Origin of the sequence: Altererythrobacter lutimaris (genome assembly GCF_013371495.1) — a bacterium.
Classification (GTDB): Bacteria; Pseudomonadota; Alphaproteobacteria; order Sphingomonadales; family Sphingomonadaceae; genus Erythrobacter; species Erythrobacter lutimaris_A.
Genome location: NZ_JABWTA010000001.1, coordinates 2,167,545 through 2,187,215 on the forward strand (window position 1 = coordinate 2,167,545; position 19,671 = coordinate 2,187,215).

The 19,671-nt window shown below is 57.4% G+C and carries 19 protein-coding genes and 1 tRNA gene; 9 read left to right on the top strand and 11 right to left on the bottom strand.

The window, feature by feature from the left end:
• Positions 1-23: 23 nt before the first annotated feature.
• The 10 genes from HUO12_RS10430 to HUO12_RS10475 form a co-directional block, all read right to left on the bottom strand.
• The gene (locus HUO12_RS10430) at positions 24-2,771 is read right to left on the bottom strand and encodes a TonB-dependent receptor (RefSeq protein ID WP_217905190.1); all 2,748 of its coding nucleotides are present in this window, start codon (positions 2,769-2,771) and stop codon (positions 24-26) included.
• Positions 2,772-2,944: 173 nt separating this feature from the next.
• The gene (locus HUO12_RS10435) at positions 2,945-3,229 is read right to left on the bottom strand and encodes a hypothetical protein (RefSeq protein WP_176273545.1); all 285 of its coding nucleotides are present in this window, start codon (positions 3,227-3,229) and stop codon (positions 2,945-2,947) included.
• Positions 3,229-3,672, bottom strand: coding sequence for a chemotaxis protein CheW (locus HUO12_RS10440; RefSeq protein WP_332310401.1), 444 nt, complete (start codon positions 3,670-3,672; stop codon positions 3,229-3,231). Before HUO12_RS10440 ends, HUO12_RS10435 begins: the two co-directional genes overlap by 1 nt.
• A 22-nt stretch (positions 3,673-3,694) precedes the next feature.
• Positions 3,695-4,066, bottom strand: a complete 372-nt coding sequence (locus tag HUO12_RS10445) for a response regulator (protein WP_176273546.1) — start codon at positions 4,064-4,066, stop codon at positions 3,695-3,697.
• Positions 4,067-4,089: 23 nt separating this feature from the next.
• Positions 4,090-4,653, bottom strand: a complete 564-nt coding sequence (locus HUO12_RS10450; protein ID WP_176273547.1) for a chemotaxis protein CheD — start codon at positions 4,651-4,653, stop codon at positions 4,090-4,092.
• Positions 4,650-5,684, bottom strand: coding sequence for a protein-glutamate methylesterase/protein-glutamine glutaminase (locus HUO12_RS10455; RefSeq protein WP_176273548.1), 1,035 nt, complete (start codon positions 5,682-5,684; stop codon positions 4,650-4,652). The genes HUO12_RS10450 and HUO12_RS10455 overlap by 4 nt, the downstream gene beginning before the upstream one ends.
• A complete protein-coding gene (locus HUO12_RS10460) occupies positions 5,684-6,565 on the bottom strand; it encodes a CheR family methyltransferase (RefSeq protein ID WP_176273549.1) in 882 nt (293 codons plus the stop codon). Before HUO12_RS10460 ends, HUO12_RS10455 begins: the two co-directional genes overlap by 1 nt.
• Complete coding sequence (locus HUO12_RS10465) at positions 6,562-8,697, bottom strand: chemotaxis protein CheA (RefSeq protein ID WP_176273550.1); 2,136 nt, start codon at positions 8,695-8,697, stop codon at positions 6,562-6,564. The genes HUO12_RS10460 and HUO12_RS10465 overlap by 4 nt, the downstream gene beginning before the upstream one ends.
• Positions 8,694-8,957 (bottom strand): STAS domain-containing protein, encoded by a 264-nt coding sequence (locus HUO12_RS10470; RefSeq protein ID WP_232367372.1) that lies wholly within the window; start codon positions 8,955-8,957, stop codon positions 8,694-8,696. Before HUO12_RS10470 ends, HUO12_RS10465 begins: the two co-directional genes overlap by 4 nt.
• A 32-nt stretch (positions 8,958-8,989) precedes the next feature.
• A complete protein-coding gene (locus tag HUO12_RS10475; protein WP_176273552.1) occupies positions 8,990-10,822 on the bottom strand; it encodes a methyl-accepting chemotaxis protein in 1,833 nt (610 codons plus the stop codon).
• A gap of 226 nt (positions 10,823-11,048) precedes the next feature.
• Here HUO12_RS10475 and HUO12_RS10480 point away from each other — a divergent pair, with 226 nt between their 5' ends.
• Positions 11,049-12,074, top strand: a complete 1,026-nt coding sequence (locus HUO12_RS10480; protein WP_176273553.1) for a response regulator — start codon at positions 11,049-11,051, stop codon at positions 12,072-12,074.
• Positions 12,075-12,112: 38 nt separating this feature from the next.
• Here HUO12_RS10480 and HUO12_RS10485 read toward each other — a convergent pair.
• Positions 12,113-12,189: transfer RNA gene (locus HUO12_RS10485), tRNA-Arg, on the bottom strand.
• A 205-nt stretch (positions 12,190-12,394) separates the two neighbouring features.
• Here HUO12_RS10485 and HUO12_RS10490 point away from each other — a divergent pair.
• The 8 genes from HUO12_RS10490 (at position 12,395) to HUO12_RS10525 (ending at position 19,668) form a co-directional block, all read left to right on the top strand.
• Positions 12,395-12,793, top strand: coding sequence for a hypothetical protein (locus HUO12_RS10490; RefSeq protein WP_176273554.1), 399 nt, complete (start codon positions 12,395-12,397; stop codon positions 12,791-12,793).
• 67 nt (positions 12,794-12,860) lie between these two features.
• Positions 12,861-13,361 (top strand): MmcB family DNA repair protein, encoded by a 501-nt coding sequence (locus tag HUO12_RS10495; RefSeq protein ID WP_176273555.1) that lies wholly within the window; start codon positions 12,861-12,863, stop codon positions 13,359-13,361.
• 69 nt (positions 13,362-13,430) lie between these two features.
• Positions 13,431-14,183, top strand: a complete 753-nt coding sequence (locus HUO12_RS10500; protein ID WP_232367373.1) for a sterol desaturase family protein — start codon at positions 13,431-13,433, stop codon at positions 14,181-14,183.
• Complete coding sequence (locus HUO12_RS10505; protein WP_176273556.1) at positions 14,180-14,653, top strand: DUF2141 domain-containing protein; 474 nt, start codon at positions 14,180-14,182, stop codon at positions 14,651-14,653. Before HUO12_RS10500 ends, HUO12_RS10505 begins: the two co-directional genes overlap by 4 nt.
• A gap of 111 nt (positions 14,654-14,764) precedes the next feature.
• Positions 14,765-16,534 (top strand): PAS domain-containing protein, encoded by a 1,770-nt coding sequence (locus HUO12_RS10510; protein WP_176273557.1) that lies wholly within the window; start codon positions 14,765-14,767, stop codon positions 16,532-16,534.
• Positions 16,535-16,594: 60 nt separating this feature from the next.
• The gene (locus HUO12_RS10515; RefSeq protein ID WP_176273558.1) at positions 16,595-17,545 is read left to right on the top strand and encodes an alpha/beta hydrolase; all 951 of its coding nucleotides are present in this window, start codon (positions 16,595-16,597) and stop codon (positions 17,543-17,545) included.
• Positions 17,546-17,557: 12 nt separating this feature from the next.
• A complete protein-coding gene (locus HUO12_RS10520) occupies positions 17,558-18,913 on the top strand; it encodes a M48 family metalloprotease (protein WP_176273559.1) in 1,356 nt (451 codons plus the stop codon).
• 74 nt (positions 18,914-18,987) lie between these two features.
• Entirely contained in the window at positions 18,988-19,668 is a 681-nt protein-coding gene (locus HUO12_RS10525; RefSeq protein WP_176273560.1) for a DsbA family protein, read from the top strand.
• Positions 19,669-19,671 lie beyond the last annotated feature (3 nt).

The following is a 19,671-nucleotide window of genomic DNA, read 5'->3' on the forward strand; positions in this document are numbered from 1 at the left end:
CGCCGCCCCGTTCAATTCAAGAGTTAGAACTGCACCCTTACGCGCCCACCGAAGGTCCGCGGCCGAGTGAAGAAGCGCGTGTTATCAAATTGCGTGATAATGATCGCCGCCTCTTTCTGCTTGTTGGTCACGTTGTTGGCGTAGACTTCGAAGCGAAGCTTGCCATCATCGCCATGCGTGTAGCCAGCGCCCAGATCGAAGGTCCAGTAGCCTTCCACGACGTCATTGAGACGCAGGCGTGGATTGTCTGGCTGCTCATAGTCTTCGGAGTTGAAGATCGTCTGGAATGTATCCGATCGATAGCCAGCCGAGATGACCCAGTCCATTTCGCCAGAGCCGACATCGAGCTTTTGCGACAGCGAAGTGTTGAGCTGCCAGCGCGGCGTACGCGGTAGACGCTTGCCAGAGATGTCGCGGAACGGAACTGCCTCGACATCTGCTTGGAAACGCGAATCAGGGATGAGCTCAGCTTCGTTGATCTTCGCTTCCAGCCAAAGCAGGTTGAAGTCCCAGTTGATGTTGCCCGGGAATTCCAGACCGCCTTCGATATTAGCGCCGTAGATTTCGGAATCGGCAGCGTTGAACGTGTAGCCCACGACGAGTGCCAGGGAGATATCGTCAGCGACGTCGACAATCTCGCCCTGCTCAAGCTCGAAGTCGGCAATCGTTTCGACAGAAAGAAGCGCACTGAAGGCCTGGTCCTTGTAGTCGTTGTAGAAAGCGGAGCCGTTGAGGCGCGCTCTTACATCACCGATAAAGAACTCGTTCTTTGTGCCAAGCTCGTAAAGGATGACATTCTCGGTGCTCGTCGTAGGCAAGAAGCCGTTTGTACCGAGATTGTCGTTGAACGTGCCTGATTTGTGGCCACTCGCGACCAAGGCATAGACGAGATTGTCCGGCGTCAGATCGTATTCCAGACGCAGGCGCCAGTCGATGAAGTTGTCGGCGATCTCGCCTTCCTGCTGCCAGATCTGCCCAGTGAATGGGACGGCATAGGTGAACTGGGTAGTGGCCGCAAAGCCATCACAGGTCCAAAAGTCAAAGCTGATGGTATCGAGACATTCAGGTGCACCCGGGACATCGTCGAAGTGACCCGGCAGCGGGCCGAATTCCAGGATTTCATCGAGGTTGTCGCGCAGACCAAAGCGGCGCACACCGTCGAGTTGGAATTCAAAGATTTCTGCTTCTGAAATGACGCCATCACCATCCGTATCAGGATCGAAGATTGTCCGATCGCGGGCGGCAAACTCAAAACCCTCGGTGCCGTAGCGGACACCGCCACAGCAGTTGAAGTTGTCGTCGCCGAGCGCCAGACCATAGCGTGCAGCTACACCGCGACGGCTCTTCTCGTCGTCAGTATAACGCAGGCCAGCAGTGACCCGGAAGTTTTCGCTGACTTCCCAGGTAGCGTCGCCATAGACAGCCCAGCTTTCCGCGTCGACGTCAGGATTGTTGAATTCGATCCCTTGGAAGAACAGTCCGCGATCCCCGGTTGAACCGAGGAAGGCATATTGCTCCTCCTTGAAATACATGCCGCCGAGCGACCAGATGAACGGGCCGTCAGAGTTGAAGATGCGCAGTTCGTTGAAATAGCTCTCCGAGTCCGTGATGAACTGGAAGCGCGACCAGTTGTCGAGGTTTTCCTGAAGGATGACTTCGTCAATGAAAGTGTCTGGGCCAATTGTCCGTGACGAAAGGTCCTCAATCACACCATCATAAAACGGAGTGAGCGGCGTGTTCGCATCATAATCACGCAGCAGGTCGCGATAGCTTGTGGTGAATTCAACCGTAAATGGGTCGGCCTCATAAGTGACCGTTGCACGGATGCCCCAATGTTTGATGTCTTCTATCGGCGTAAAGGCATTCGCGATGACATCGCGAGGGTCTTCGATGTCCTCTGGCAGGATGTCGTTGCCGAGCGGTCCGGCATAATTCGTTCCGGTGTAGCCGGTACCTTCCTCATGGATGTAGTCGCCCGCGAGCAGGATCGACAGGCGATCTGTCGGCTCCCACAGGAATTGCGCGCGGAATGCCTTGTTGTCGGCAGCTTCAGCCACATCGACATTCTGGATCGGTCCCACATTGTTGTAATAACTGTCATGTGCGAGATACATGCCGGACAAACGGAAGGCGGCGTTATCGCCAACCGGCACGTTGATCATGCCGCGCGCTTCCTTGTGATCGTAGTTGCCATAGCCGACCTCGACATTGGCGTCCCAGATGCCGATGCCCGGCTTCCACGCAATCGCGTTCACAGAGCCAGCCATCGCGTTCCGGCCGCGCAATGTGCCTTGCGGACCGACGTTCACTTCGACGCGTTCGATATCGAAGAAGGCAGAGCCGATCCCCGATGGGCGCGGGACATAAACACCGTCATAGTGGAATGCAGCTGCCGGGTCGCCAAGCTCCGTATTGTTCGAAGAGCCAACACCGCGGATCCAGATCTCTACGTTGCCGCCGTTGTTTGCGACCGTCAGGCCTGGCAGTTCGTCGTTGAAGTCCGTGATGTCCTGAATGCCTCGAGCACGCAGATCATCTCCGGCGAAGACAGCTGCAGTACCTGCATAATCCTGCAAGCTCTGCTCGCGACGATCAGCGGTCACGACGATCACGTCATCTTGAGCATCGCTCAACTCTTCATTCACATCATCATCAGCCGCAACATCTTGCGCAGCCGCTGGTGCGGAAATCATGGCGCCAAGCACCAAAGCAGACGCTGTGCTGAGCGCAGCAAAGCGACGTGCAGACACACGTGTGGTAATGTTTTTCAAGGTATCCTCCCCAGAATCGACCGGTGCTTATACACCCCTCGCCATTATGACTAGCGGCAATTGTGAGCGTTCACAAGAGTGTAAATGAACGTTCACACAAGGCGGTCGGAAAGTGTGGCATTTGCGCACAATTGACTGCGATCTGTCCCACTAGGCCGGCGGATCGGTCGTGCCTAGCTCTCGGTTGTTAAAGGCGTCAAAGCCGTTGCGAACTGATCGCTGAGCTGCTGGAGCTTCACAGTCCGGGCCGCTTCAACGGGATTCTCTGCGGAAATCACCGCAGCGTTACAGCGCAATGTCTGCGCTGCAAGATCGATAGACTGCAACTCATTGAGGAAGCCACTTACAAGCTCCGGGTTCAGACACAGTTGACTGCCGAGCGCCTCAACCAATTGTGCGACCTCCTCCAAAGAGGCCGTGATGGCGGTACGAAGTTCAACTGGAAGCTCGCCGCTCATCAAGCTGCTTCCAGCAGCTCGGTGTCGTGCAACAATTTGCCCAGATCAATAACCGCAACCATGTTTTCGCCGATCGGAACGAGCCCTTCGATATAGCCCGCAATGGGCTCCTCGGAGATTGCATCGGGTTTTTGCAGAGCAGCAGTCTCGATCGCGACAATATCTTCAACGCTGTCCACGATAAGCCCGCGCGCCTGGCCATTCCATTCGCTCACAATAATCGGGTTGCGCGGCGTCGCGTCCGTGGCATCCCACCCCAGACGCTGCGACAGATCGAACACAGGAACCACAGTCCCGCGAAGGTTCACGACACCAGCCATGAATTCGGGAGCCTTGGGAAGCTTGGTGACAGGCGACCACGCGCGAATCTCGAGGATCGACATGATATCGAGGCCAAACAGCTGGCCTCCGACCTGAAAGGTGATCAATTCGCGTTGCATCATTGTTCTCCTCGATTTGCGCGGTTCAATGGACGACCCGCCGTACTGCGGTCGCAAGCTTTTCGGCATCGAATGGTTTGACGATCCAGCCCGTCGCGCCAGCATCACGCGCGCGCTGCTTCTTTTCCGCAGAGCTTTCGGTGGTTAGCACCAGTATCGGTCGGTCGGCATGACGGCTCCCGGCGCGAAGCTGCTCGATCAAACCGAAACCATCCAGGCGTGGCATATTGATATCGGTAATCACCAGATCGACTTCATTTGAGGCAAGCCAGACGAGCGCATCCTGGCCGTCCTCGGCCTGCTCGACTTCAAATCCTTGCGCCGCGAGCGCGTGCAACAAAAGTGCCCGCATGCTCGGGCTGTCATCGACGGTGAGTATCCTGATCGTCCGGTCCATGATGGTTTCCTCCGAATGTCCTTCTAAAACAGTTCCACATCGCCGCGCGCTGCAGGCTCCGGGAAAGTGGGAGATGAAGTGGGCGCTTGCTGAGCGTCGGTTCGGGTGCAGCGCACCAGGCCAGAAGCAGGGCGGAAACGAACGCGGCGCGCGCTCGCCCCTTCCAGATCGCAATCAGCTAACGCGATGCCCTCGCGCTTGAGAAATTCTCGCGCGAAGAGGGCGTTGGCTGAACCGATTTGCCGAAGGTTTGCATTCATGTTTGCACCGCCGAAAAGCCGGGCGCGCAATCGCGGCTTGCTCGCGCCACGCGCCAACATCTCGTTGATCAACAGTTCCATCAGATAGGCGCCGTAATGCTCATCCACCTGACAAGACGTGCGAGCGAATGCTGGTTCGGCGAGCAGGAAATGGTTCATCCCGCCGATCCGCGCCACAGGATCAAACAGGCAAGTCGAAACGCAGCTGCCGAGCACAGTGTTGAACTCTACATCAGCATCGCCTGACGCTCTAGCTTCGCCCCGCATGACGGTAATCCTGCGCAGCGCTCGCGCAGGTTGCTGGTCTAGATGAGTGAGCGCAGTCATGCAGCGCTCACTTTAGTCAGGTACGAAGCAATCTCCCTGAGCGAAAGCACTGACTGAGCCGCGCCCTTTTCAATCGCTGCGCGCGGCATCCCAAAAACCACACTCGATGCTTCGTCTTGTGCGATGGTTGTGGCGCCGCTTTGCTTCATTGCCAGAAGACCATCGGCTCCGTCCTGACCCATTCCGGTCAGGAGAATGCCAAGCGACTTCGATCCTGCTCCGCTGGCGGCAGAGTGGAACAACGCATCAACGCTGGGGCAGTGTCCTGAAACGGGATCACCTTCGCGCAAAGAAGTGCGAAGCCCACCATCACTGCACTTCACTACCCGCAAATGTCGCGCGTCTCCCGGGGCGAGGTAGACATATCCACGCTGTAAGGTTGTGTGATTGTCCGCAAGGGCAAGCATCGGCTCGCACACTGCGTTAAGTGACTGCGCGATCGCGGCGGCAAACTGCGCGTTGACATGCTGCACAATGACGATCGGAGGACAATCAACAAGCAATCCGGCAAGGACTTGTCGCAAAGCCTCAACTCCGCCGGTAGAAGAGCCGAGAACCACAAGCTCGGGGCGATTAACAGGCGGCTGTGAACTCGACGCAACGGCCACCGAAGCTCCGGTTTCTCGAAACTTCTGGCCCACCTGTGCCGCTTCCCGCACGAGACGAACGAGCTCGCCGCCATCTTCAAGCGGCATGCCCCCTTTTTGAGTGCTCTTTGCATAGCAACTTACTGCGCCCAGTTGCAGCGCATGCGCAGTGATCGCAGTTCCCGCCTGAGTGGACCCGGAAACGATGATCACAGGTGTGGGGCGCAATTCCATGATCTTCTGCAGGAATGACAAGCCATCCATTCCCGGCATCTCGATATCAAGCGTGACGACATCAGGATCGAGCTCGCGAATAAGAGTGCGCGCCTCTTTCGCATCACAAGCATAGCCAACGACTTCGATGTCATCCTCTTGCGAAATCCGTGCCGCCAGTAGGCTGCGGAACAGGCGGGAATCATCGACGATAAGTACGGAGATCGCCATCAGCTGCGCCTCCGGTAGATTGTTGGTCCAAGAGTTTCGAGCCCAAGCTCGGTATCTGATCCGATACGTTCGGAATGCCCGATAAAGAGATGGCCTCCCGGTTTCAGCTGCTCAGCCAGACGCCTGACCAATCGGTCCTTGGTCGGCTGATCAAAATAGATCATCACATTGCGGCAAAAGATAACGTCGAACTGACCAGACATCGGCCATTCGCCCAGTAGATTAAGCTCGCGGAACCGCACTAGGTCACGCACTTGCGAGACGATCCGCAACTGCCGTCCGACGGGCTCGCACCAATTGGCGAGAAGCGCTGTTTCGAGGTTTTCCAGAGCGTCCTCTGGATAGGTGGCATTCTGGGCGGTTTCCAGCGCGTGCGGAGCCAGATCTGTGGCCAAGGCAAGCACATCCTTATGCGCGAAAGCCTTCCCGGCGCTGCGATCCGGACCGAGCAGGACCATCATCAAATTCCAGATCTCTTCGCCGCTTGAACACCCTGCTGACCAAATGCGCACAGCCTGGCCTGCCTTGGCTTTTGCAGTTAGCGGCGCGCGCAAATGCTCTGCCACGAAGTCGAAGTGATGCGCCTCGCGGTGAAAATAGGTGTGGTTGGTGGTCAGCGCTGCCAGTGTTTTCGCGATAAGAGCGCTGTCGCGAGCAAGCAAAGCCAGAAACTCCGCAAAGGTCTGGCAGCCAGAGCGGCGCACATGCGGTGCGAGCCGCGAATAGACCAGCATCCGCTTACTCTCATCCAGCACAATGCCGGTATGTGTGTGAGCAAGTTCAGACACTTGTGCGAAATCGCGCGCAGAATATACCTGCGGACTGACGCCAGGGATTATCCCGCCTTGAGCATCGGATGAAGGATCAACCACCAAGGTCATGCGGCAAGATCTTCTGTCGGTTCGCGGCTGGCCGATGTGACGATGTGATCGACGTCGACAATCAGAGCGACACGGCCGTCTCCCAGGATCGTCGCACCGGCAATGCCGGGTACCGGGTGGTAATGTGTCTCGAGGCTCTTGATCACAAACTGGCGTTGGTCGGCGATCACATCGACCAGCAATGCGACCTGTCCAAATCGCTCTGTCTCGACGATGACAAGCACGCCGTCTTCAGGTTTGGTGCAAGTGCTAGGCTCGCCCACAAAATTGCCAAGCGGGACAATTGGCACAAATTGATCTCGCACATTAAGCATCTGGCGACTGGTGCCGAGACCGCGCACACTGTCTTGTGTAGGGCGCAAGCTCTCAACGACATTTGCCAGAGGTATGACCATGGAATGTTGGCCGACTTGCACGATCATCCCATCAGCAATTGCGAGTGTCAGCGGCAAAGTGAGCACGAAAGCCGTACCACTGCCGGGCGTGGATTCGATGGTAATGCGTCCGCCAAGCTCTTTCACATTCTGGCGCACCACATCCATTCCGACCCCGCGGCCGGATATACTGGAGACCTCTTTTGCGGTCGAAAAACCCGGCGCGAAAATGAGATTGTCGATTTCCTCGTCTGAAAGTGCCTGACCTTCGCTGACGACGCCTTTCTCGATGGCTTTCGCCAACACTTTCTCGCGATCGATACCGCGACCATCATCTGAAATTCGAATGAGAATGCGGCCCGCACGATGCTCTGCCGAAAGACGCAAGGTGCCGTCAGCCGACTTTCCTGCTTCAACCCTGTCCGCAGGGTCTTCAATGCCATGATCCACGGCATTTCGAATAAGGTGAGTCATGGGCTCGCCAAGCCGCTCGATAACTGTCTTGTCGAGCTCAGTTCCTTCACCCTGCACTTCAAGCTTCACATGCTTGCCGGTCGACGATGCCAGTTCGCGCAAGAGGCGCGGAACGCGGTTGAAAACGGAACTGATCGGCTGCGCGCGGATCGCCATTGCGCGTTCCTGGATATCGCGCACCAGCCCCTCGAGCATGGCCAGCTCTTCGATATGATCCATTCCATTCGCGCCGAGCTTTTGTGCGAGCATTGCTTGCGCGATGACCAGTTCGCCAACGCCGTCAATCAGCTTGTCGAGTTTCGACAGTTCGATCCGCACCGATTGATTCTCAGTTGCATTGCGCTTGGCCGGAACCTTCGCTGGTTGGGGAGCATTGCCGACCGTGGGCACCTCCTCTTCAGCCTTCGCAGCCACCTGAGCCTCTGCGACTTCGGTTTCGCCGACATCGGTATGCTCGCCAGCATGGGCAACCGGCGGAATGTTCTCGTCGGGACCATAGGCAAGGCCACAGGTCTCACCGGCAAAGTCGAATATCTCTGCCACATCGGCCTGATCGACCGAACCGGGCATCTCGAACGTCCATCCGAGATAGCCTCGCTGAGGATCAAAGGCATCGAGCGAGGGAACCTCTTCTGTGTCGCAGTGCTGGCACGTTCCGCCCATTTGCCGCAGCTCGCGCAGCCACAGCAGCGGATCATTGCCATTGGTCATCGCCTCTGCATGTGGACGCACATGTACGAGCAGGCCAGGAGCGGGTGGCTGTTGTGCAACAGGCTCCGCCGCTGACGATGGCGCAGCCAGATCATCGAGCAAGCCATCCAGATCGAGGTCGTCTGAGGGGGCTTTGTCTTGTGTGACCTCGACCTCTTTCTGCTCGCCCGAGCTGGCCTCGCCACTCGCCGCATTATTGTCTGCCTGAGCCGCCGTCAGCTTCGCGATTAGCGCTTCATCGTCCGGTGCATCAGTCCCAGCGCGCGCCGCATCGACGTGGTCGCGCAAGCAGTCGAGCGCATGCAGCATGAGGTCGACAAGCGGTTCAGTCAGCCCCACACGATCTTCGCGCACGTCCGCAAGCAATGTCTCAAAGCAATGTGTAAAGCCTTGTAGCGGCATATGGCCGAATGCGCCTGCACCGCCCTTGATCGAGTGCACCGCGCGGAAGATCGCATTGATCGTTTCCGCATCCTGTTCGCCGGCTTTGCATGTCTCTAGCCCGGCTTCCGCCGCTTCCAGAGACTCCTCACATTCTGTGAAGAATACACCTTGAATGTCATCGAGGTTCATACCGCTTCTCCTGCGTCGAGCAGACAGCCGAGCCCGCACATGGCAATGGCGCTTTGCAGTTTTTCCGAAGCCTCGACGATGACGATGCCTTCACCGGTCTTTGAAGCGGAAACCAGCACCTGGAGTGCGGCCTGACTGAACTTCTCAACCTTGCTGCCATCAACGCAGATGGCGTCGCTGCCCTGGGCTTCCGTCAATTCATTGTAGATGCCGCGAGCCGCCACGCGATCACACGAGCGAGGCAAAACTATCGTAGGCATGTTGCTTCTCCGCCGAGTCCTGCACCGAGTCCTTAAAACTCGCTCCAGTCATCCTCATCGAGATCTTGCGCCAGCGCGAGATTTCCGACCGTTTGCGGCTGAGCGCTCCGCGCTTTTGGTTTCGCCGCCACAAGGCTCGGTTGACGGGCATGATCGGAGACTTCAGCAGCCGTGCGGAATTGCGCGACCAGACGATCGAGCTCGCCCGCCTCATCCGCGAGGCTGCGGGCTGCCGCGGTCGATTCTTCCACCATCGCTGCATTTTGCTGCGTCATCCGATCCATGTCGTGGACAGAGCTATTGATCTGGTCGAGATTGGTCGCCTGTGTGGTCGCTGCTTCCGCAATCTGACTGATCTGATCGCGCACTTCACCTACGCGCTCGACGATTGTCGAAAGCAAATCGCCGGTCTCACCAACCAGCGAGACACCTTCGCCAACCTGCTCCGAACTAGTCAGGATCAGTTCCTTGATGTCGCGCGCCGCATCGGCGCTGCGCTGCGCCAAAGCGCGGACTTCATTTGCCACCACGGCAAAGCCCTTGCCCGCATCACCTGCGCGTGCCGCTTCGACACCAGCATTGAGTGCAAGGAGGTTCGTCTGGAAAGCGATCCCGTCGATAAGATCGATGATCTGCGTAATCTCGCCAGCGGACTTTTCGATGTTGGCCATGGCGGAGACTGCACGCTCGACCACCTCGCCACCATGCGTGGCTTCGCGGTGCGTGTCAGCAATCGAGTTTTGCGCATTCTGCGCGTTTCCAGCAGTTTCCTTGACCAAATCAGTGACCTGGCTCATCGCAGCGGCGGTTTCTTCCAGGCTTGCCGCCTGACGTTCATTGCGTGAAGCCAGATCATCGGAAGCCGCACGGATTTCCGATGCGCCAGTGTTCACACCCTTTGCGGATACGCCCACATCAAGCATCAGCGTTCCCAGCCGCTCGACCGACTGGTTGAAGGCTTCACGCACCGGTTCATATTGAGGCTCGTATTTTTCCGTGAGGCGATATGTGAGGTCACCATCGGCCAGCTTCTCCAGAGCACCAGTTAGGCCGTCTACGACGACTTTCTGATCCTTGGCGCTGTTAACCTGCGCGCGCGACGCTTCACGGAAGACTTCGATTGCGCGCGTCATTGTACCGAATTCGTCTTCGCCGTGTTGGTCCGTTTTGCCCGCTTCCAGATCACCATCTGCCATGCGATTCATGACATTAGCAGTGTCCGCAAGCGGTGCGAGAACACGGCGCGACAACCACCAAAGGCCTCCGATCACACCGCCCAGGATCACAATGCCGCCTCCAATCAGCATGCTTATCGACGACCACAATTCGTTGTTCGATTTGGCTTTGAGTTCGGCTTCAACGTTGTTGGTCATTGCGACCATCTCGTCGATCCGAACCCGGTGAGCGTCATAGAGCTGCGAAGCGCGAGTCCTTGATTGACGCATCGCTTCAACGTCACCTCGACGAGCAGCGGGAAGAAGCCGTTCGTTTACCTCTTCCCAGAAAGCCTCTGCGTCCGTGGCTACGTTCTCCGCCAGTGCCGCTTTAAGTGTTGGGTCAAGGTCTGATGCGGACCAAAACTCTGCTCTTGTGCGCCAGGCCTGCTCCAGCTCGCCAAGTTCAGCGCCAAACTCGTCGTATTTCTCGGGCTCATGCACGAGCCGATTAACAATCAGATAGCTCTCAACAAGAAATTCCGGAGGCGGCAGGATATCCGCGTAGAAGTCATCAAGTTGCTTACCTTGAAGATAGAGTTCACCGCCATAGCGTACCTTGTGAATGTTGAATGCTGCCATAATCGCAGCCAGCAAAGTGATCGCGATGATTGCGGCGCCGCCAATTCGCGCCATGCGTTGGATCGTCATTTCTAAGAGGCCCTCATCTTGTTGAGGGCGCACACGCTTTCGCGAGAGAAGCATGCGCGCCTGGTGAACCGATGCAGTTAATGAGCGCGCGCGAACATGGTCTTTCCCGTCGCCCACGTGACAATCCTTAGGTCGCTGCAACGCCGCGTTTGGCGGCGCGACTTATGCGGGGGTGCGGATCTATGTTGCATGGCGGGAAACAGCGCTGAGCGCAAAAGGAGTAGGTGTGAAAGAAGCAAGAGTGCTGGTGGTCGACGATTCAGCAGCAATGCGCGCATTGTTCTGTGACATTCTCGATCAGGCAAAGTATGTTGAAGTCGTCGGCACAGCGCGCAGCGCGGAGGAAGCGCGCGACAAGATTGACGAGCTTCGCCCTAATGTCCTGACGCTTGACGTGGAAATGCCGGGAATGAGTGGGATCGAGTTTCTCGAAGAGATCATGGCTGAAAAACCGATGCCCGTTGTAATGCTGTCGAGCATCACGCAATCCGGCACAGGCACAGCTCAGAAAGCGCTTGAACTGGGTGCGGTGGATTGCTTCCCCAAACCGCTCAATGCATCGCCTGAGGTGTTTGCAGAAAGTGTCGCCAAGCTAGGCGAAATGGTGGTCAACGCAGCCAATGGCGAAACGACGAGCACTGCCAGTTCGGGTGGCGATGCCGGAGCATCCAGTTACACATCGAACGGGACTGTCGTCGCGCTAGCTGGGGGGCCTTCTTGCCTCGATACGCTGCGTCAGATCCTCGCCGCGATGCCAAACAATTGTCCAGCGACATTGGTGTTGACCGATTGCGACAAATCAAGCGCGCATGAATTCGTGCACAAAGCGAGCTCCTATGCTGCTTGCAAAGTGGCTTTGGCTTCGGGCGATCAGATGCTTGCGCCTGGCACTGTCTACATCGCCGCCTCGGGCGACCACCATATCCTGATCGAAGACCCGCAAAACCCGGTGCTCCGCTTGGCAGATCGCGATCCGGTCAACGGCTTTAGACCGTCTGCCGATCTGCTGTTTGGCGCATTGGCCCGAAGCAAAATTCCTTGCATTGCCGGATTACTCGAAGGCGACGGGGAAGACGGGGTGCGTGGCCTAAAGATGCTGGATGACACCGGACGCACGGTCTTGTTGCAACAGGTGTCCATGAGCGGCAAAGCGCAGCGCATTGAAGCAGCATGCCGCGAAGGTGCGGGCGGCACGCCTCTTGCCGTTAGCGACTTTGCTACAAGACTTTTGGATTTGACCCGCGCTGAATAAATCGAGACTCTGGCTCGGGTTTGGTGACCGGAAGAAATTGGCGCACCCGACAGGATTCGAACCTGTGACCTCTGCCTTCGGAGGGCAGCGCTCTATCCAGCTGAGCTACGGGTGCTCCTGAAGAATGGTAATGCGCTATCAACACATAGACCGCGCCTCAGCGCGCGCGGCGCTTAGCAAAGGCTGCGATGGCCTGCCAACAAAAAAGCTTTTCACGAAGTCACACAACGATGAGCCACTCAACACGACTTGGCCCGCAACCCTCTCGATAGGCGCGTTAGCCTTTCAGTAAGTGAATCGCGCTTAACCTTTTTCTCGACATGACAGCAATCGAATCTCCTGAACAGCTAAGGGCCATGCGCGAAGCACTGGCTGAACGTCGCCCGCTTTCCAAGCGCTGGCGCGAGCTGCATGCACTTGGCCAACAAATCGCTGTCAAAGCACAGCTTGCACCGGAGCCTTTTGAGGGCCCGATCGCTGACTTTCCGAATGCGGTCGTGGATGCGGCACCCTGGCACCGCGATCTCGCTGAACAAGCGCTTGAAGATATCGATGCCATGCTGCAGCCGGGCCTCACGGCATTACAAGCGATCGAAGCGCGCGGCACAGACGTAACCGCGCCTGCGCTTGCCTTATGGCGTGAGTTTTACAATGCCCGGGAAGGTCTGATGGGATTGGCACCAACGCAAACCGCGCCTGCGGAAGCTGCACAAGGCTAAACCGCACACTACGTCATATTGGCGGATCAAGCTTGACCTTGTTCGCCATATGTTCCAGCATATCTGGATGGCGACACAAATCTCTTCCCAACGCGATTCGCAAAGCCCACTGATCGATGCAACTGCTGTGGCGCGCGGGATTATGCGGCTGTTTGCACGGAATGACATCTGGTGCCTGCCAGAGATGCCGCTGCGAGGTGGTCGGCGGGCCGACCTTATGGGCGTGGATGCAAAGGGCCATGTGATCATTGTCGAGATCAAGACGGCACGCGGCGATCTCCTCGGTGACAATAAATGGCCTGAATATCTGGAGCATTGTGACCGGTTCTTCTGGGGTTTGGCAGCAGGCCTAGATCGCGGTCCGTTGGACCAGGCTGACTATCAACCCGAGTGTTGCGGCGTCATGATTGCGGACGGATATGATGCTGAAATTATCCGCCCTGCCCCGCTCAATCCTCTGGCAGCCGCCCGCCGCAAAGTGGAAGTAGAGCGTCTCGCGCGCGCAGCGCTGAGGCGTCATGCGGTCGCAGGCGATAGCGAGCTCGCACCATATTTCCGCACAGAATGAGCCATTTATAACGCCAGGGCGCAGCATCTCTGCTTGCATCCATCCACGGCTATGCCGCATAGCTCATACATGGATGTCGCACTCTCAACAATGATGGCTGCTCTGCTCGCAGCAGCAGGCATGAGCGCTGTGATTGCGACACGGTACCTCGCTAGCAGTGGTGTCTTTGCGCTCGCGACAAGGATTGTAAGGCCCGGGCTTTACGCTGGTCTCAACAAGCAAATCCGCAAGGAGATAGGCTGGTCGCTAGCTTCTGCTGCAATCTATGGCTTGCCCGCAGGTATCATTGCCTGGGGCTGGCACAATCATGGCTGGACGCAGATCTATACCTCGTTCAGCGATTATCCGCTCTGGTATCTTCCAGTCTCGCTGGCAGTCTTTCTTTTCGCGCATGACACATGGTTCTATTGGACGCACCGCTTGTTCCATCGCCCTGCATGGTTCCGTCGCGCACACTCGGTTCATCACGCCAGTAAGCCGCCGACAGCCTGGGCCGCGATGAACTTCCACCCTATCGAAGCGATCAGCGGCGCGATCGTTATTCCGCTGCTGGTGCTTGTCATCCCGATCCATATCTCCATGCTGTTCACTGTGCTGGCGATCATGACAATCATGGGCGTGACCAATCATATGGGCTGGGAGCTGTTTCCGCGCGCGCTTGTTCATTCGCGGTTTGGAGATTGGGTGATAACCGCCAGCCATCACGAAAAACATCATGAAGAGTATACATGCAATTACGGGCTCTATTTTCGCTTTTGGGACAAGATGTGCAGGACGGATCGCGGCTTGTCCGTGAAACTCGCTCAGCGAGGCACGGCATGACCCGCAGCGTGGCATTGATCAGCGCTGCAGCGCTTGGCCTCACTGCTTCGGGGGCAGGGGTCGCGCAGGAAGCGGCCAGTGCGTCGGCCGGCAGTGGCAAGGTCGTCATCGCGATCACCAACCTGCGCAACACCAAGGGCGTCATCCGAGCATGCATGACAACCAATGCAGATGTCTTTCCGCGTTGCCGCGAAGACCCCGCTTCACACCGAACCGTCGTTGATGCTGGCGAGAACGTGACACTTACATTCAATGGCGTGAAGCCGGGGCGCTATTCCGTCGCCTTGCTGCATGACGAGAATGACAATGGTAAAGCTGACCGCGCGCTGCTCGGCATGATGCCCAAGGAAGGGTTCGGCTTTTCGAAGGATGCGCCTGTACGGATGGGACCGCCCAGTTTTGACGATGCTGCTTTCGATTTCTCAGGCGGCAAAGCGAAGCTTTCGATAAAAATGCGATACATGCTCTGATCCACGGGATCCTGTGGCTCGAAGCAGATATTCCGATCCACTTAACGCAATGTTTACCATGGCGGTTCAGAACCCGAGGCAAGAACTATGCTTTCGGGGGCAACACCAGCCATGGATACGCTGCGCGGACCATTCGATACGAATGATCTCTTTGACGATGAAGTCGAATTCGACGCCGTTGATGAAGACGGCGTAAACGATCTGCCGCCATCGCCAATTGGTCAGGATGAGCGCCGCATGCAAGTGCGCGCCTACAATCATTGGGCAAGCCTGCTTAGCGAGCAGAACTACCCTTCGATCGAAGACCTCGATCCAGCCAATATCGATGATTTCGGGCCGTTCAGTGTATTGCTGGATTTCTCCAAAGGCATTGAAGACCCCTCGATCCAGTTTCTCGGCGAGGAGCTAGCGCAGGAATGCGGCACGGATAGCGCAATCAAGAAGCTTTCCGATGTGCCGAGCCGCTCGCTTCTGAGCCGTATCACTGACCACTACATGCAGATCCTCGCCAATCAGGCGCCGATCGGATTTGAAGCAGAATTCATCAATGATGACGGCATCACGATCATGTATCGCGGTATTCTGCTGCCTTATTCCAGCGATGATGAAACCATCGATTTCATCTATGGCGTCATCAATTGGAAAGAGATGGCGGACCGCCTGACCGCTGACGAGCTGCTCCTTGAAATCGACCATGCATTGGAAGGTGGCAAAGCACCGAAGCCAGCCGAAGCTAGCGCGCCGGAACAGGATGCATTGCCGCTCGAACTGACCGATAGTTGGGCTGATGGCCCGGCCGATCATGACGAGCATTTCGATGCGGAAGAAGACGACGCAGCCGATGCCTTGGAAGAAACGCTCCATTTCGACGATGATGATGATCTGCCAGCACCGGACTTTGGACATCTCGCACTTGATGACGAAGATGAGGAAGGCGAAGAAGAAGCGAATTACGACTTCGCTTCGTTGACTGACCATGTTGCGCCGCCAAAACCCAAAGACGATGCGCTCGAACTTGGCATGGAAGATGTCGCTCACGAACCATATTCCAGCGATCTCTGGAGCGTCGAAGCGACAGACGACGAGAATACGGCAGAAGGCGACATCCTTTCGCTCAGCGAGGAAGCGTCGATCAAGACTGAACCAGACAATGATGAGGTGCTAGACCTCAGCAACGCGGCTAATTCGATCAGTCTGGATGAAACAGCCGGCGAATTCGAAGCACATGACACCATCGACTTGGCTGGCTTCGAACAGGGCGACACCGAAAACGAAGACGCCGGACTCTATGATTGCCTCGCATCCGCACGTGAACTCGCTGAAACCGCACGCACATGCGAAGATCGCAGCCGCAGCGCGCTTTATGCTGCAGTCGGCCGCGCTTACGATGTCTCACTCGCAGCCCAGGACGCACCGGAAGAATATGCCGAGTTGATCGCCGACAATGGTCTGAGCGTGCAGGAACGCGCGCCCATGACGCCTGTTGTGAAGTTGGTTTTCGGCGCTGAATACGACAAGACTCGCCTCACCGAATATGCTGCAGTACTGAGCCATGCTCACCGTGTTGGTATCGAGCGCGGCGAACTCGCTTCATTTCTCAATGAAGCAGAAGGCGGCCTTAAAGGCGTTGTCAGCGAAGAACGCCGCATCCGCAAAGAGGAAGCGGGTAAGACCGTTGAAGCGAAGGACGCTGTCCGCTCAGCGCTGGCTAAGAAGCTGCGCAAGCTGGATGCGATTGATCTCGATGATCTTGCTGGCGAAGGGAGCGAGTTCGGCCTCGTCATGATCCGCCGTAAAGAAGACGGGGAAGTCGAATTGATCGGCGAAATCGCAAAAGATATTCCGCTGATCGAACGCGCAGCCCGCAAGCTTCTCGGTTAATCCCGCTTCCATAAGCCTTTGCTTGCCAGCCTCTTGCCAAGCGCGCTACGGCTCGCGGCTATGGTTGCTGTTAAACGTCGAGGCATTCGCATCATGATCTGGGTCTTGGCCGCGCTTGCCATTTTTGGTGTCGCTGCGTTTATCGCGCTTCAAGTCGCCATTGCGCGCAACGGCCCGGCCGTCCTCGACACTGTGGACCGCTTGACCGCCGGTCAGAACGGAGCAGAGCGCTTGGCAACGGTCAGTTACGGCTCGCACCCCGCGCAGAAACTGGTGGTCTTGCGTGAAAAGGCGGTCACACCAGATGCTGCCTTGCCCGTCCTCATCTTCAAGCACGGCGGGAGCTGGAAGGATGGTGATCCGGAAGACTATGGCTTTGTCGGCCGCAGTTTTGCACCGCATGGTTTCATCACAGTGCTGGCTGGATATCGCCTTGGCGAGGACGGCCGCTTCCCTGCCATGCTTGAAGATGGCGCTGAGAGCCTTGCCTGGGTGCACTCCAATATTGCCGAACTCGGCGGAGATCCGGATCGCATCTTCCTGATGGGCCATTCGGCAGGCGCGTACAACGTCAGCATGCTGGCGCTCGATCAGCGGTGGCTGAAAGAGCGCGCAGTACCGCATAGCGTGATCAAAGGGGTCATCGGCCTTGCAGGCCCTTACGATTTCTATCCGTTCGACAGCGACAGCACACGCGCGACATTCGGTTCGTTCGACAATCCTGAAGCGACGCAGCCGATCAATTTCGCTGCTGATCCAGCGCCGCCTTTTCTACTGATTCATGGCGAGCAAGACACGACGGTCAAGCCGCGTAACTCGCGAGCGCTTGCTGAACAGTTGAAGCAGGCCGATATCGCGGTCGAGCTGGTGACCTTCAGCGACATGGACCACACAGCGCCGCTTCTGCATCTAGCCAGTCCATGGAGGCGCGCGCCAGACTTGCACGAAATCGTGCGTCAATTCCTTGCTAACCCTCCCACTTCAGTTCCGGTTCAGGGGGAATCACTCTAAGTAGATGGTGTAATGCGCATACTCATTTGGCCTTTCGCAATTCTCGCGAGCCTTGCGCTCGCGATCCAGCCGGTCGCGGCGCAGTCAATTCTGCGCGACGCGGAAACCGAAGCGCTGCTTGATGACATGGCTGCACCGCTGATTGATGCAGCAGGGCTTGAGCCAAGCAATGTCGACATGGTCCTGATCAACGACGGCTCGATCAACGCATTTGTTGCGGGCGGACAAGCGATCTACATCCATGCCGGGCTGATCGATGCGGCAGATACAGCCAATGAAGTCCAAGGCGTGATCGCGCACGAGCTTGGCCACATTACAGGCGGACACGTTGTTCGTTTTGACGAAGGCGCACGCGCTGCCAACAACATCTCAATCCTGAGCTTGCTTTTAGGGGTTGGCGCTGCGCTAGCAGGAGCTGGTGAGGCCGGCATCGGCATCATGCAGGCTGGCCAGCGCGCCGCGCTCGGCAAGTTCCTCGCGTATAGCCGCGTTCAGGAGTCGGCAGCAGACGCGGCAGGCGCTGAATATCTTTCCACTGCCGGGATCTCGGGGCGCGGCTCGCTTGCCTTCTTTGGCAAGCTGCGCAGTCAGGAATTCCGCTATGGCCGCAGCCAGGACGATGAAGCGGCCTTCACCCGGACGCACCCTCTTTCAGGGGACCGGATAGCCCGCCTGCGCGAGACCTACACGCGTGATCCCGCGTGGGACGCGCCAGACGATCCTGACATTCAGGCTCGCTTTGTTCGCATGAAGGCAAAGCTGGCAGGTTTCATGGAGCCTTCGGAACGCACGCTTGAGCGCTTTCCTGCCACCGACACGTCAGTTCCCGCGCGCTATGCTCGGGCTTATGCCTATCACAAGGCAGCGCAGGTCGACATGGCGCTAGCGGAAGCCGATGCGCTGTTGGCAAGCGATCCTAACGATCCCTATTTCCTGGAGCTCAAAGGCCAGGTCCTTCTTGAATCCGGGCGCCCGTCCGACGCTCTGACGCCGCTGCGCCGCGCGACACAGATCACCAACGCCCAGCCGCTGATTGCATCCATGTTTGGTCATGCTTTGATTGCGACCGAAGATGAAGCCAATCATCCAGAGGCCGAGCGTGTGCTTCGCGCTGCGGTTGCTCGCGACAGGTTGAACCCGTTCGCATGGTATCAGCTGGGCGTAGTCTATGCCGCTCGCGGCGATCTGCCGCGCGCGCGGCTCGCAAGCGCAGAGCAACAGGTCATGACACGGCGCTATCCCGATGCGCTGCGCAGCGCGCAGGCAGCAGAAGCAGGCCTTCCGGTCGGCTCGCCAGACTGGATCCGCGCGCAAGACATCTCATTGCAGGCCCGTGCCGCGCTGGAACAGATCCGCGATAACCGATAGCAAGCCTCTTTTCCTTGATTGCATAATCTGCGGTAAGAGCCGTGAACGGTCTTATGCTTTGGATGGATAGATAGATGAAACAGCTTCTCACCACTGCAGCGCTTGCCGCAGCTTGCGGCTTTCTTGGTGCTGCGACATGGTCGGTAACGGGCCTGGCTGACAAACGCACGGAAGCCTATCTTCTGGACAATCCGCAGCTTTTGCCAGCGATGGCGCAGGCCTATGAAGAGCAAGCCGCGTCTGACCGTCTCGCGCAGATCGGTGACCAGGTCTACGAACCTTTCCCCGGCGCGGTGCTGGGTAATCCCAATGGCTCTAAAGTGCTGGTCGAATTTACCGACTACAACTGCCCCTATTGCCGCGTTGCAAGCAAACAAGTGGCGGACCTGATTGCACAAGACCCGGAAGTCAAAGTCGTCATCCGCGAATGGTCCATTTTCCAGGGTAGTGAAGTAGCCTCACGTATGGCGCTCGCCGCAGCGGACCAAGGTAAGTTTCCGGAGTTCCACAAAGCGATGTTCGAGCTCGCACCCGCAAGCGCAGAAAGCGTGCGCGAAGCTGCCGAGCGGGTAGGTTTGGACATGACGCGGGCTCAGGAATTTGGCCAGTCGCGTGTCGTCGAAGCAGAGCTGCGCAGCAATGCTCTGATTGCCCAGCAAATGGGCTTTACTGGAACTCCTAGCTGGATAGCGGGCGGCACGACATTCGAAGGCGCGATCGGCACCAGCGCACTGCAAACAGCGCTCGACCGCTAAAGG

Coding starts and splice junctions, on each gene's coding strand:
- HUO12_RS10490 (WP_176273554.1), top strand. CDS start 12,395: ATGACAGCAATCGAATCTCCTGAACAGCTAAGGGCCATGCGCGAAGCA.
- HUO12_RS10515 (WP_176273558.1), top strand. CDS start 16,595: ATGGTTGCTGTTAAACGTCGAGGCATTCGCATCATGATCTGGGTCTTG.
- HUO12_RS10525 (WP_176273560.1), top strand. CDS start 18,988: ATGAAACAGCTTCTCACCACTGCAGCGCTTGCCGCAGCTTGCGGCTTT.
- HUO12_RS10470 (WP_232367372.1), bottom strand. CDS start 8,957: ATGCCTACGATAGTTTTGCCTCGCTCGTGTGATCGCGTGGCGGCTCGC.
- HUO12_RS10465 (WP_176273550.1), bottom strand. CDS start 8,697: ATGAACCTCGATGACATTCAAGGTGTATTCTTCACAGAATGTGAGGAG.
- HUO12_RS10500 (WP_232367373.1), top strand. CDS start 13,431: ATGGATGTCGCACTCTCAACAATGATGGCTGCTCTGCTCGCAGCAGCA.
- HUO12_RS10440 (WP_332310401.1), bottom strand. CDS start 3,672: ATGATGCAACGCGAATTGATCACCTTTCAGGTCGGAGGCCAGCTGTTT.
- HUO12_RS10435 (WP_176273545.1), bottom strand. CDS start 3,229: ATGAGCGGCGAGCTTCCAGTTGAACTTCGTACCGCCATCACGGCCTCT.
- HUO12_RS10450 (WP_176273547.1), bottom strand. CDS start 4,653: ATGACTGCGCTCACTCATCTAGACCAGCAACCTGCGCGAGCGCTGCGC.
- HUO12_RS10510 (WP_176273557.1), top strand. CDS start 14,765: ATGGATACGCTGCGCGGACCATTCGATACGAATGATCTCTTTGACGAT.
- HUO12_RS10455 (WP_176273548.1), bottom strand. CDS start 5,684: ATGGCGATCTCCGTACTTATCGTCGATGATTCCCGCCTGTTCCGCAGC.
- HUO12_RS10520 (WP_176273559.1), top strand. CDS start 17,558: ATGCGCATACTCATTTGGCCTTTCGCAATTCTCGCGAGCCTTGCGCTC.
- HUO12_RS10460 (WP_176273549.1), bottom strand. CDS start 6,565: ATGACCTTGGTGGTTGATCCTTCATCCGATGCTCAAGGCGGGATAATC.
- HUO12_RS10505 (WP_176273556.1), top strand. CDS start 14,180: ATGACCCGCAGCGTGGCATTGATCAGCGCTGCAGCGCTTGGCCTCACT.
- HUO12_RS10495 (WP_176273555.1), top strand. CDS start 12,861: ATGGCGACACAAATCTCTTCCCAACGCGATTCGCAAAGCCCACTGATC.
- HUO12_RS10445 (WP_176273546.1), bottom strand. CDS start 4,066: ATGGACCGGACGATCAGGATACTCACCGTCGATGACAGCCCGAGCATG.
- HUO12_RS10475 (WP_176273552.1), bottom strand. CDS start 10,822: ATGACGATCCAACGCATGGCGCGAATTGGCGGCGCCGCAATCATCGCG.